14 protein-coding genes are annotated in these 13,167 nt (G+C 28.9%); 11 read left to right on the forward strand and 3 right to left on the reverse strand.

Translation table 11 applies throughout. The features are described 5' to 3' along the window. From KKE07_03240 to KKE07_03250, 3 genes are all read right to left on the reverse strand, one after another. The coding region (locus KKE07_03240) for a hypothetical protein (GenBank protein ID MBU4269864.1) at positions 1 to 679 on the reverse strand (679 nt) is incomplete at its 3' end. 77 nt (positions 680 to 756) lie between these two features. Continuing rightward, positions 757 to 2,022 (reverse strand): hypothetical protein, encoded by a 1,266-nt coding sequence (locus KKE07_03245; protein MBU4269865.1) that lies wholly within the window; start codon positions 2,020 to 2,022, stop codon positions 757 to 759. Between the two features lie 254 nt (positions 2,023 to 2,276). Then, positions 2,277 to 2,906 carry a hypothetical protein gene (locus tag KKE07_03250; GenBank protein MBU4269866.1) on the reverse strand — a complete coding sequence of 210 codons (630 nt, stop codon included), beginning with the start codon at positions 2,904 to 2,906 and terminating at the stop codon, positions 2,277 to 2,279. A gap of 403 nt (positions 2,907 to 3,309) precedes the next feature. Between KKE07_03250 and KKE07_03255 the strand changes: the two genes are divergently transcribed. The 11 genes from KKE07_03255 to rny all read left to right on the forward strand — a co-directional run bounded on the left by KKE07_03255 (position 3,310) and on the right by rny (position 13,153). Further along, entirely contained in the window at positions 3,310 to 3,855 is a 546-nt protein-coding gene (locus tag KKE07_03255) for a hypothetical protein (protein MBU4269867.1), read from the forward strand. Between the two features lie 18 nt (positions 3,856 to 3,873). After that, entirely contained in the window at positions 3,874 to 4,812 is a 939-nt protein-coding gene (gene miaA / locus KKE07_03260; GenBank protein MBU4269868.1) for a tRNA (adenosine(37)-N6)-dimethylallyltransferase MiaA, read from the forward strand. A gap of 171 nt (positions 4,813 to 4,983) precedes the next feature. After that, a complete protein-coding gene (locus KKE07_03265) occupies positions 4,984 to 6,363 on the forward strand; it encodes a hypothetical protein (protein ID MBU4269869.1) in 1,380 nt (459 codons plus the stop codon). 213 nt (positions 6,364 to 6,576) lie between these two features. Further along, positions 6,577 to 8,574 (forward strand): peptidylprolyl isomerase, encoded by a 1,998-nt coding sequence (locus tag KKE07_03270; protein ID MBU4269870.1) that lies wholly within the window; start codon positions 6,577 to 6,579, stop codon positions 8,572 to 8,574. Between the two features lie 30 nt (positions 8,575 to 8,604). Then, positions 8,605 to 9,633 (forward strand): recombinase RecA, encoded by a 1,029-nt coding sequence (gene recA, locus KKE07_03275; GenBank protein ID MBU4269871.1) that lies wholly within the window; start codon positions 8,605 to 8,607, stop codon positions 9,631 to 9,633. A gap of 27 nt (positions 9,634 to 9,660) precedes the next feature. After that, positions 9,661 to 10,230: a translation initiation factor IF-3 gene (gene infC / locus KKE07_03280; protein ID MBU4269872.1), complete on the forward strand. Its 570-nt coding sequence runs from the start codon at positions 9,661 to 9,663 to the stop codon at positions 10,228 to 10,230. Positions 10,231 to 10,255: 25 nt separating this feature from the next. Continuing rightward, positions 10,256 to 10,450, forward strand: a complete 195-nt coding sequence (gene rpmI / locus KKE07_03285; protein ID MBU4269873.1) for a 50S ribosomal protein L35 — start codon at positions 10,256 to 10,258, stop codon at positions 10,448 to 10,450. A 46-nt stretch (positions 10,451 to 10,496) separates the two neighbouring features. Next, positions 10,497 to 10,844 carry a 50S ribosomal protein L20 gene (rplT, locus tag KKE07_03290; protein MBU4269874.1) on the forward strand — a complete coding sequence of 116 codons (348 nt, stop codon included), beginning with the start codon at positions 10,497 to 10,499 and terminating at the stop codon, positions 10,842 to 10,844. 90 nt (positions 10,845 to 10,934) lie between these two features. Next, complete coding sequence (locus KKE07_03295) at positions 10,935 to 11,195, forward strand: hypothetical protein (GenBank protein ID MBU4269875.1); 261 nt, start codon at positions 10,935 to 10,937, stop codon at positions 11,193 to 11,195. A 7-nt stretch (positions 11,196 to 11,202) separates the two neighbouring features. Beyond that, positions 11,203 to 11,481 (forward strand): cell division protein ZapA, encoded by a 279-nt coding sequence (locus KKE07_03300; protein MBU4269876.1) that lies wholly within the window; start codon positions 11,203 to 11,205, stop codon positions 11,479 to 11,481. Between the two features lie 124 nt (positions 11,482 to 11,605). Continuing rightward, positions 11,606 to 13,153: a ribonuclease Y gene (gene rny / locus KKE07_03305; GenBank protein MBU4269877.1), complete on the forward strand. Its 1,548-nt coding sequence runs from the start codon at positions 11,606 to 11,608 to the stop codon at positions 13,151 to 13,153. Positions 13,154 to 13,167 lie beyond the last annotated feature (14 nt).

Below are 13,167 nucleotides of genomic sequence, written 5' to 3' on the forward strand. Positions count from 1 at the left end.
AAGTAAGTTTACAGTTTGGGTTTTTTAATGCTTCTGCTAAAGCTTTTGCACCTTCATCACCAATATTGCTACCGCCAATATCTAAATAAGTAATTTTACAATTTGGATCTTTTAATGCATCCGCTAAAGCTTGTCCTCCGGCGCTACCGATTCGATTACTTCTAATATCTAAATACGTAAGGTTACAGGTTTCATTCTTTAATGCTTTTGCTATTGCTTGCGCTCCGGCATCGTCGATATTGTTAGCCCCAATATCTAAATAAGTAAGTTTACAGTTAGGCAGTGCCTCAGCTATGGATTTGGCTCCGCTTGGTCCAATTTTGTTACTTCTAATATCTAAATAAGTAAGTTTACAGTTAGGCAGTGCCTCAGCTATAGCTTTGGCTCCGCTTGGGCCAATTTTGTTAAAACCAATATCTAAAAAAGTAAGTTTACAGTTTTTATTCTTTAATGCTTTTGCTATGGCTTGTGCTCCTGTTGGATTGATATTTTCTTCCGAATCAATTGTTAATTTAATATAATTATTGTTTTCTGCTGTTATATTTTTAATTACAGTATTAAAATCCTTGAATCCATAGTGGATAAAATCATTTTTATCAACCAATGTTATTTGAGCCGACAATGCATTAACGCTGCATAAAAGCATGATTGCTAAAATTATATTTTTTAAACTTTTCATAAAAATCCCCTCAATTTTATTAATTTTCTATTATTATTTTATTAAATTACAAATAGAAAATGCAATAATATATTGATTTAGATCAAAAACCTTATTAAAAGCGATAAAAAGAAATAAAAAAGCATGGATTTTAGGCTAATTTTAAAAGATGGTTTTAGTTGCCAAATATAAAAGGCCGTTAAGCTTGTAGCTGCAAAGCTTATTAATTTTGTAATTAACAGACCTAATAGAATAGTTAAAATCGAAGCTCCATTAAAGTTTATAACTATATAAAACATTAAAAATTCAAATAGTTTTAAAAGTAATAACTTTTCGGTCTTCTCTTCTATTACAAAAAATTGTTCATATGCTGTAAAAAAATATTCAAGACATGTGATAAGAAAAAATAAGCCGGTCAATGTAATGATAGAGTTTGAAAGTTTATCTATCGCCGTAGAACCGAAAAATAGTTTATTATTTATTACTATAAATATAACTATTGGGTAAATAATTTTGTTTATATTTTCACAAATTAATTTAAATATCGTTCTTTTAACTCTTAATGATTTTGATTTTAGTTTTGCAAATAAACTACCGCCCGAAAATATCACAGTTGATTTTGTGATCGCTTTTATAGATTCTGCTATATGATTGGCCAGATTAAATATTCCGGCTTCAAGCATGCCAAAATTTGATGCAAAAAATGGTGTCAAAAAATTACCCGTGAAAAAATTCTTATCAAGATTAATAAAATAATTTAAAAATCTTGATTTAAATATTTTATGTAAAATCTTTTTATCTAGATTTTCTTGAATATTCGGTAAAGTTGATTGGTAATTTTTTATAAAAACCATAAAACATATAAGAGCTAAAATCGAGTTAATTAAAAAAGAAATAAAAATTAAATTTAATGTAATTATTTGATTAAAAAAGAAATATGGCGCCCAAATAGAGCTTAAAAATAATATCATTAAAATTGATTCTACTATTACTACCTGTTTTGATAAAAATATAGTATGCAAAAATCTTCGTAAAAATATTCTTATACCCTCAAATAGAATTATGACCGGTATTAATAATAAATATGGGGAGTTTGTATTTATAAAAATACTGTTTTTATAAAATAAAGTAGTAACTAGCCCTGCAATAATAAAAATTATTACCTGGGGTAATAGATAAATTTTGTATAATAATTTTTTAAAATTAAATTTGTTTTTTAAAAATAGATTTATAAAAACCGGAACAGATTGGGATATTCCAAATTCTGATATATAAATAGTTAGATATATTATGGAAAAGATTGAAGCCATTAAACCGTAATCTTGTGTAGATAATGTTTTTATAAGAAGTATTTGATTTCCCACTTTTGAGATTTCAAAAAATATACTCCCGATTATATTCCACCTAAAACTGGATTTAAAAATTTTTTTTATATGAATGTTTGTATTTTCTTGCATTTGGTTTTTCTTTTTATATGGGATCAAAATGCCAATTTTTTAAATGTCTTATTTTTTATAGTTATTTTTTAGTATTATATAATCAAGGGTTGAGGGGGGCGAGCACTACCAGGATTAGTTTGATTAATTCAAACAAATCCTGGGTTCGTCGTTATCTGATTTTATAAATTTTTTACTTGCTCTATTACTTGCTTATATGATTCTATATTTGTTTTAAGCTCATTTATTTTTGTATTATTTATAAGATTACTTATCTTATTTTGTTCTGCTTGTTTTTCTATTTCATCAAGATTATTTTTGATTGTATCAAGTATTACAGGCATGTTTTCATTTTCTACATCTATTGATGAAAGCAAAAAATCTTGTTCTTCTATATATGCATTTATTTTTTCAACATAATTATTAATTTGTTCTGCATTGTTATTATTATCAGCGGTTTTTTTTGTAGTCAAAACTTGCTTGCCGTTTTTATTATTATTTCTTATAACAATTTTTTTAATATTTTTTTTATTACCGTTATTACTATTTAAAGTTTTAGTATTGTTATTACTTAATAATTTTAAATTATTATTAAATACTATTTTATCTTTTGTATTTGTATTTACAGATTCATTTAAAGACTTCGGTTCTATAATTTTTGGTGCAATTACAGATTCTTTTTCTTGTTTAACTTGTTCTTTATTGTCTGTTGAATGAATGTATAAATAAAAAGGTTTAAAAGCTAAAAGTAATATTAAAATTACAGTAATTCTAAATATAAGTTCATTTATATCCGATTCTTTTCTTGCCATAACACACTCTCATTTTTAAGGTTAGTATTAATTAATGGTAATATTAAATCCAATCGCATGCAAATGTTAAATAAGATAATTTTATAAATACGGCAAAAATGAAGAAAAACTCAGTTTTTTTATAATAAGTTGGGATTGAATATTTTTTCTGCTAAAATTTACTTCAAAGTTTTCGATAAGAAAATGTTAGGGATTTTGAATGTATAATTTTTTTTATTCCAAAGTTTACAATTCATCAAGACAGCGATTAAATTTTGAATTTTTAAATGGGCGTATTCTTATAAAGGGTGCGCCCTATTTTTTTTAAATAGTTATTTGAAATTTTTATATGGAGGGGTTGTTCAATCTGGGTATACATCAGGCTGAGGTTAGTTTTTTATTCAGCAAGATGAAAGGGGTTTTTATGTTTAATGTACAGGATAATATTTTTTATCCGGGTTATGGGGTTGCCATAATAGAAGAAGTAATAGAAAAAATGGTAGGTGAAAAAAGTTTAAAATTATTTAAACTAAAGTTTCTATATAAAGAAACAACAATTCTTCTTCCCCTAGATAAAATAGGCTCCTGCGGAATCCGTTACCTTTGCAACCTTGATGCAATTAATAAAATCTTTAAATTCTTTTATTTGCCACCGGAAAGAAAATTTGAATTTTTGGACTTTACTCCAAGTGGCTGGAATAGAAGAAATAAAGATTATCAATTAAGGCTTCAAAGTGGCAAAATTGATGATGTTGCACATGTTTATAAAGAATTAATGAATATTGCTCAACAGAAAGAATTATCCTTTGGAGAGAAAAAAATCGTTGCAGTAGCGGAAGAACTTCTAGTTCAAGAAATAGCTGTTGTAACCGGACACGATGCTCAGTCGGTCTTAGACCAATTGCATGCTCCATTTAAACAGTTTTTGTATACACAATCCAATATTACGCAGTTTTCATCTGCAGCATAATTTGTTATTATCATTTGCATGAAAAATGATAATAAACCATATGTAATTATAGTTTCGGGACCTACAGCTTCCGGAAAAACTGATTTTTCCGATAACATTGCACAAATTGTGGGTGGCGAGATTATAAATGCAGATGTTGGCCAATTTTATACTAATTTATCTATAGGTACGGCAAAGCCTGACTGGAAAAATCAAAAGATCCCATACCATTTGTTTGATATTTTGTCCGAACCAAAAGATTTATCTGTAATTGAATATAAAAATCTTGTTATTAATAAAATAAATGATATTGTTGCTAAAAATAAAACACCAATTATTGTTGGCGGCTCACTTTTTTATCTAAAATCACTACTTTTTCCACCTATTGAATTAAATAAAGACAGGATCCCTGACTTGCATACTTTCGATATTCAATACTCTTGGGATTATTTGAATAAAATTGATCCTGAACGTGCTGCAAAAATTCATCCAAACGATAGTTATAGGATTGAAAGAGCCATAGATATCTGGAAAAATTTAAGAATTAAGCCCTCTGATGCCTTGCCTAAATTTGACCCACCGTTTAACTTTTTATTTATTTTTATAAATCCGCCCATGGAAATTTTAAGCGATAGAATTAAAAAAAGAACTGTTGAAATGATAAAAACCGGCTGGATCCAAGAAGTTGAAAAGTTTTTGGGTACAAATTGGGAAAACTTTTTTGATAAAAAGGGCCTGATTGGATACAACGAAATTTTACATTGGATCAAAACCGGTAAAAAGCTGGAAGATTTAGATAATTTAACTGAAAATATTTATTGCAAAACGAGGCAATATGCCAAAAAACAACAGGTATTTTGGAAAAGCTTCAAAACCCAGATTCAAAATTCGTCTGATAATAGCTCTTTTGATAATAAAATTATTGAAATTCAAGATACAAAAAAAATCGATTTTAGTTTATTTTGCCTTAAAAAATAAACTAAAAACATCGAAAAATCATTAAATAATAGGTTTTTTTGGATATTTCTACATCCCATCGTATTATTTTTTATTTGTAATATATTTAAAGTATGTAAAATATAATATGTATTTACATTGGTTTTTGGCTTAAAATGCCAAGAAGTTTTTAAATTTACTGGTGGGGATTTTATGAAAAGTTATGTGAAAAATAGTTTTTTTATTTTTATGTTTTTATTCGCTACTGCCAATTCGATGAATTCTTATTCAAAAAATTTTGTTGTATCTGAAATTAGGAATTTATTGGATAGGTTATATTTTAATGCAGTATTGGATCGATTATTGAATCGGGAAAATGGTACATTGGATATACCTGAGCCATTGGTGGATACATCTACGCTTGAAGTATTAGCTAATTTTTTAGAAGAAAATGGAGATCAAGTTAAAAGACTAGATTTCAAACCTGATTTAAGACCCGAGAATTTAGTCTCAAATTTTAAAAATCTCGTTAATTTAATCTATGAGGTTGATTTAAAAAGAGTAGAAGTTAAATCTGATGATAAAATTCTTTATAAGAAAAAAGAATTATTGAAAAAAATTTTAAATAATACGAAATCGCTAGAAGAGCTAACCATTAAATTGTCTGAATTAGGTTATTATGGAATTGAAGTTATATGTGAATTTATTAGAGAAAATAAAACTCTTAAAAAGTTGGATATTAGATATTCTTTTGTTTCATCAAACGCTCTTAAAATTTTATTAAAAGCATTAAGTGAAAATAATTCGTTGGAAATATTAATTTTAAGAGGGAATACATTAACTGCCGGTAACATTGAGTTGGGAAAAGCTTTTTCAAAAATGTTATTGAATAATTCAACAATAAAAAAAATTGATCTTATGGGATGTAATCTGAAATCACACGTAGTTAAAAAAATTTTAAAATCACTAATTTATAATAATACTTTAAAAAAAATAAATTTAATTGGAAGTTTTTCAAGTGATGACTACTACGATGCCTTAAGTGAAGTTTTAAAAAATAATATTTGCTTAGAAAAAATATGTATAGAATTAAATAAGAAAGCAAAAAAAGAATCAATTGAAAATTTCACGAAAGCTTTAAAATTAAATTCGAACGTTACATTAAATTATGATAATCCAGGTATTTTGGAAGTATGTTTATCTTGTCTTAGAAATAAACTATTTAATCAGATTAAATTAATTGCAAAATTAAATACCAATGATGATAATAATAAATTTAAAAGAGAATTGAATAAATTATTAAAATGCTTTAAAAATTATTTTAATCATCAATCTGAGTGTTATAACTATTATAAATATAATTCAGAAGAATCAACTAAAAATTTAATTGATAACTTGGACGGAATAACAACATATAAGTATAACTCTGAAGAATTATATGATGATTTGAATTCACTTTATCTTTTTTTAAAAAACGAAGAAGTTCCAGACTTGGAATACTTAAAATCTCTTAATTGCTTTAATAATATAAACGAATTTTTGAGATTAAGAGATGATCAATTTTTAAATGATTTTGCATGTTTTGATTTTTAATTCATGCCAAAATTGCATATTTAAAACGATTTTATTTTTCATATAAACAAAACTAGGTCCTGTTAATTCGGGGCCTTTTCTTTATTTCTAAAACTTATAAAAAGTATAAAATCTTAATTCCACAAAAATTTTTGTTGCCTATAATTCATCTTGAAGATACAATTTGAGCATAATCGCTTTTTTTATAACTAAATATTATTAGAAAGGATAGAAATGATATACATATTTAGAAAAGAGATGAAAAAATGGCATTCGGTTTTGTGGGTTGTTTTTTTTGCATTGGCTGCAAGTACTTTTGCCACGTATTTAACATATAGAAGCCAACATCCGGCTCAAATAGCCATAGCAAAAATTAATGGACAGGATATAAAATTAATTGATTATCAAAGATCTTTAAATGACATAAAAAATCAAATTGAATTATATAAAGATTATGCCAGAAAAACAGGTATTTCGATGGATTTATTTTTATCTATGTTTGGTCTTTTGAACCCTGAACAGGCAGCTTTTGATGCATGTATAAATAATAAAATATTGGATATGGAAAAATCATATTATAATGTTGATGTTGATCAGGAGAACTTTGAAAAAGAGTTGGTTGCAAAATTGCCTGAATTTTTAAAAGACAGTGCTGGAAATATCAATTTAGATGTTTATAAAAGATATTTAATGCAAATTGGTACAACTCCAACAGAATTTGAAGATAAGTTGCAGCATTCGCTTGAAAGAGAAACTTTTCAAAATTTTGTTCAACTTGGAAACTATATTCCTGTAAAAAAATTACAGGAAATTTTTACAAATAAAATTGCAAAAAAGAGTTTTAGCCTAATTAAATTTAAATTTGATGATTATCTTAAAAAAGCAGAATCTAAAGAAATTGGTAATGATGAATTAAAAAACTTTTTTGAAAATACCAAAGAAAATTATAGAGTTCCGGAAAAAAGATCTGCTATCTACTGGCTTGTAAAAAGTGCCGATTATAAAAAAAATATAGTCATAGATGAATCTTTAGTACAATCTTTTTATGATAAAAACAGTTCAACATTATTCAGAATTGCTCCAAAAGTAAAAGTAAGACATATTCTTTTCAAGATTGACAAAAATGCTTCAGCCGAAAAAATTGAATCAATTTTAAAAACAGCTAAAGAGATAAAAGAAAAGGTAATATCCAAAAAAGCAAATTTTGCCGATATGGCCAAACAATATTCTCAAGATACTAAAACAGCTTTAAATGGTGGCCTTATAAATTTCTTTGATAAAGGCACATATGATGCGGAGTTTGAAAAAGCGGCCTTTAGATTACAAAATCCCGGTGAAATTTCAGATATAATAAAAGTTTTGGATGGTTATGAACTTATTCAACTTGAACAAAGACAAGGCGCATCTACAAAACCTTTGGACGATGTTAGAGATGAAATAGTAAAAACATTAAAGGGTAAAAAAACATTAACCGGTTTGAGTGCCGATTTACAAAAAATTGTTCATGAAGTTCTTTCAAATGAAAATGTATTAAATGAGTTTGTAAAAGAAAATAACCTAAAAAAAGTAGACACAAAATTGTTTGAAAAAAATATTACAAAAGATGAATCTGTAGAGTCTGCTCTTATTGAACATATATTTTCACCGAATAAAAAAGTTGGTCAGTATGGTTTTTTTGCATATAAACAAGATTTTGTTTTGTTTCAGCTAAATAATATTCAAAAAAGTTTTATACCTTCAATTGATAATGTAAAGTCTACAGTTTTAAAAAATATTTATAAAAAGAATGCTAAAAAGCTTTTAAAACAAGATATTAATACAGCCAAAAGATCAATTTTAGAAAAAAAACAAACTTTAAAAGCCGTATCGGAGTCATTTGGTTTAAATATTGTGGAAACAAAATCTGTTAAAAAGAGTGATAAACTTGATGATTTGGGCCTTGAAGAATCTTTTATTCAATCAGCTTTTGTGCTTGATAGTGGCGATCAGGTTTTATCTGTAAAGAATAAATTCGATTATTGTTTAGTACAGCTAAAAAACATTGAACAAACCAATTTGATATCTTTTGCACAAGAAAAAAACAGTTTAATGCAAAATGTTTTGGATAAAGAAAAAGGTGCTTATATACAGGCTTTTATTGCATCTTTATTAAGAACTGCTAAAATAGAAAAGTTCGAAAAAACATTGGGAGCGCAACGGGGAATAAGTTATCCTGAAGATATTGATATTTAATTTTATAAATACAAGAGAAAGAATAGTTTTATGCAAGTAAAAAAAGTTACAGCCGGTAATGCAGAGTTTGAAGCAAAACAGAAGGCTTTGGAAGTAGCATTCGCCCAGATTGATAAGCAATTTGGAAAAGGTGCAGTAATGCTTTTGGGTCAAAAGACGGTTGATGGTGTTCAAACAATTTCAACCGGTTCCATTATGATCGATAAGGCATTAGGTATTGGAGGCCTTCCAAGAGGTCGTGTAATTGAAATATATGGTCCGGAAGCATCCGGAAAAACAACATTGACGTTACACGCAATAGCGCAAGCTCAAAAGGCCGGAGGAATTTGTGCCTTTATAGATGCTGAACATGCCATGGATCCCATTTATGCGACAAACATAGGCGTTAACACAAAAGATTTGGTAATTTCTCAACCAGATTATGGTGAGCAGGCATTGGATATTGCAGAAATGCTTATTCGTTCCGGAGCTATTGATTTATTGGTTATAGACTCGGTAGCTGCATTGGTACCAAAGGCTGAAATTGAAGGCGATATGGGAGATCACCATGTTGGGTTGCAGGCAAGATTAATGTCTCAAGCATTGCGAAAGCTTACGCCTATTGTGCATAAGTCAAAAACATCTTTAATATTTATAAATCAAATTAGACATAAAATTGATAGCATGCCATTTGGAAATAAAGAAACAACGACCGGTGGAAATGCATTAAAGTTTTATGCATCTGTTCGCCTTGATGTAAGACGTATTGCCACATTAAAAAAAGATGGAAAGCCTTTTGGTAATAGAGTTTCGGTAAAAGTAGCTAAAAACAAAATGGCCCCGCCATTTAAAGTTGTTGAAATTGATTTAATTTTTGGCCATGGAATATCAAGAGAGTTGGATCTGCTTGAGATTGCTGTAAAGCTTGGTATTATAAAGCAGTCAGGTCCTTGGTTTATGTACCAAGAAGAAAAAATTGCTCAAGGTAGGGATAATTGTGTTAAGGCGTTTATTGAAAATCAAGAGTTACTTAACCGTGTTCTTGATGCTGTAATGAAAAACACTGACCCTATTGATTGAGTAGGTTGAATTATAAGGAATTTATTAGTGAGTAAATTTAAACAGGGAAATGGGCAGCCGGAGCGTAGTGATAAGCTTTTGGCTACAAGTTATTTTGTAAATGAGAAAATTAGAGCTTCTCAAATGCAGGTAATCGGCGCAGATGGTGAAAATTTTGGTGTTATATCAAAATTTGAAGCTCTTCGAGCGGCTCAGGATGCCGGGCTTGATTTGGTGCAAGTTGGTGAAAAAGATAATGTAATTATTGCCAAAATAATGGATTTTGGTAAATTTTTGTATGCAAAGAAAAAGCAGCTTGGCGATGCGAAGAAAAAACAAAAAATTATACAAATAAAAGAAGTTAAACTTAGGCCGAATATTGATGATAATGACTATAACACGAAATTAAGAAAAGCTGTTGAATTTTTGAAAGACGGTAAAAAAGTAAAATTTACACTGCAGTTTAGGGGTCGTGAATTCATAATGATCAAAGAACTGGGTGCAAGATTGTTTGAAAGAATAAATAAAGATTTAACGGATCAGCAAATAGGAACTTTGCTTGAAGAAAAAGAACAAAAGGCTGGTCCATTTTGGTCCAAAATATATTTTTTGAAATAAAATTAGTTTTTTAAGGGAACATAATATGCCAAAAATGAAAACTCATGCTGGATGCAGAAAGAGATTTAGAAAGACTGGTAATGGAAAAATTAAAAGAGCAAAATCATATAGACGTCATCATTCTTGGGCTAAAAGCACAAAAAGAGTAAGACAATCTAAGCATGGTGTTTTGCTTGAAGGCGCAAATGCTAAAAATATAAGCATATTGATGCCGGATTAGTTATTTTATTAAATGATAAAAAATAGAACATTGACAAAGGACAATTATGAGCAGAATTAAACGAGGCACAGTTACAAAAAAACGCCACAAAAGAGTGTTGAAACAGGCAAAAGGTTTTTGGGGATTGCGTAGTAAAGTTTTTACAAGAGCACAAGAGACTCTTTTAAGAGCCATGGAATTTGCGTTTATTGGTAGAAAATTGAAAAAAAGAGATTTTAGAGCTCTTTTTATTTCCAGAATTAGTGCGGCTTGTAAAAAAAATGGCATTAGTTACAGTAAATTTATTAATGCTTTGGATAAAATAAATATAAAAATTAATAGAAAGATGCTTAGTCAGCTTGCTATTTTTGAGCCAAAAGCCTTTACAAAATTGGTAGAATTGGCAAAAAAGTAAAAAACTTGATATGTGGCATATAAAAATAATAAAATTTTTGTATGTCGAGTGTCAATTTATTAACCTTTGATTGTATAAAAAGGTAGAAAAATGAAACAGTTAGAGGAGCTAGAGGTAAAGGTTCTTCAAATCGTTCAGAAGAACAAAGACTTACAAAATAAAAATAGTGAGTTGAAAAAAGAAAACGATAAGTTATTGTCAAAGTGCGTGCAACTTGAGCAGGCATTAATAACAAAAGAAAAAACTTCTGAAGGATTTGAGCTTGAAAAGGATCTTATAAAAGATTCTATTAAAAATTTACTTGATAGCATTAGCTCGCTCGAAGAGAAAAATAAAGAAGTGGTAAAGTAATTTGATTATGGAAAAAGAATTAAAAAAAATTCAGGCAGTTATTTTTGGCAAAAATTATACTTTTGCCACTGATGACAATGAGTCCGACGTTCTTTTTGCGGTACAATATGTTGACAAAAAGATGAAGGAAATAGCATCGGCTATGAATACAAATGATGGTTATGTCACGGCCGTTATGTTAGCTTTGGAATTGGCAAAAGAATTAAAACAAAATAATGACAGTCTAGGAATTTTGCAGCAAAAAGTTTTAAAGCTGGGGAATTTATTGGATTCAGAGCTCGCCTAAAAAAATTACTACTTTTTAGATATTTTTCTATATTATAGTTCCTTTTTATACAATTAACATTAAGGTTGATGTCTTAATGTTAATTTTTTTTTTGGGATAATTTGTTAATTAAGGGAATTATAAAATGTTAATAGTCATATTTTTTTCAGGGCTTTTATTAGGAGCCATCTCAATATTTTTTTATTTTAAAACAAAAAAAGAAAGCTTTTATAAAATAAAATTTGAGGCGCAAAAATTATTGGCCGATGCTAAAGAAGCTGCGGAAAATGAAAAACGCGAAGCTTTGGCAAATCTTAAAAGAGAGCTTTATAAAAAAAGAAGCGATTTCGATTTGGAAATTAAAAAAGAAAAAATTGAACAGCAACGTATTGAACATAAGTTGCAAAAAAAAGAAGATGCAATAGAACAGCGAGAAGTTCTTTTAGATGATTTAAGAAAAGAATTGCAACAAAAAGAACGTGATATGTCCAGGCGTCTTGATGCATTAGGATTTGATGAAGCAAAGTTGAAAAAACTTTACAATGATCTTGTAATAAAACTTGAAAAAGTTGGGGGTATGAGTCAAGATGAAGCCCGCAAAATTTTGATTGAAGCAATGGAGAAAGAGGTAAAACTTGAAAAACAAAAATGGCTGTCAAAAGTAGATGAAGAAACTAATATAATCGCAAAAGATAAATCTATCGAAATTTTAACTTCTGCAATGCAAAGATATCTTGCAGATCAGGTGACTTTACACTCTTCAAGTATTGTTAATTTACCAAATGAAGACATGAAGGGTCGAATAATTGGTAAAGAGGGAAGAAATATAAAAGCTTTGGAAATGGCAACCGGAATGGAATTTGTTATTGGAGATACACCTGAAATTATAACTATTTCAGGTTTTAATCCTATAAGAAGGGAAGTTGCAAAAAGAGCTTTGGATAAATTAATTCAGGATGGTCGAATTAATCCGACAAGAATTGAAGAAGTTGTTGCAAAATGCCAAGAAGAAATAGATCAAAATATTGAAGAAATTGGTCGTCAAGCCGTTTTGGAGTTTGGGTTTAGGGGTGTTCATCCTGAATTGGTTAAACTTTTAGGTTCTTTGCATTTTAGAACAAGTTATACACAAAATAATCTTGTACATAGTAAAGAAGTTGCATATTTTGCAAGAATGGTTGCAAATGAACTTGGTTTGGATCCGGATATTGCAGCTCGTTGCGGGCTTTTACACGATATAGGAAAAGCCGTATCTGCAGAAGTTGAAGGACCTCATGCAATGATCGGTGCAGATTTGGCTAAAAAATATGGTGAAGATCCTATTGTTGTAAATGCAATAGCAAGTCATCATGATGAAATTCCGGCAAAAACAATTTATGGATTAATTACACACATAGCAGATGCCATTTCAGCATCAAGGCCCGGTGCCAGACGTGAAACACTTACTACTTATATAAAACGCTTGGAACAACTTGAAGAGATAGCAACAAGTTTTGATGGTGTTAAAAAAGCATATGCGTTACAAGCCGGAAGAGAAGTTCGAGTAATCGTTGATGAAGTTACAATGGATGATGAGAAAGCGGCAATGCTTGCAAGAGATATTGCTAAGAAAGTTGAATCGGAACTCAATTTCCCCGGACAGATAAAGGTTAATGTTATAAGAGAGAAGCGAATAATTGAATTCGCAAAATAAAATTGGAGGTTTAG

It is taken from the genome of Candidatus Dependentiae bacterium (assembly GCA_018897535.1).
Taxonomy (GTDB): domain Bacteria; phylum Babelota; class Babeliae; order Babelales; family UASB340; genus UASB340.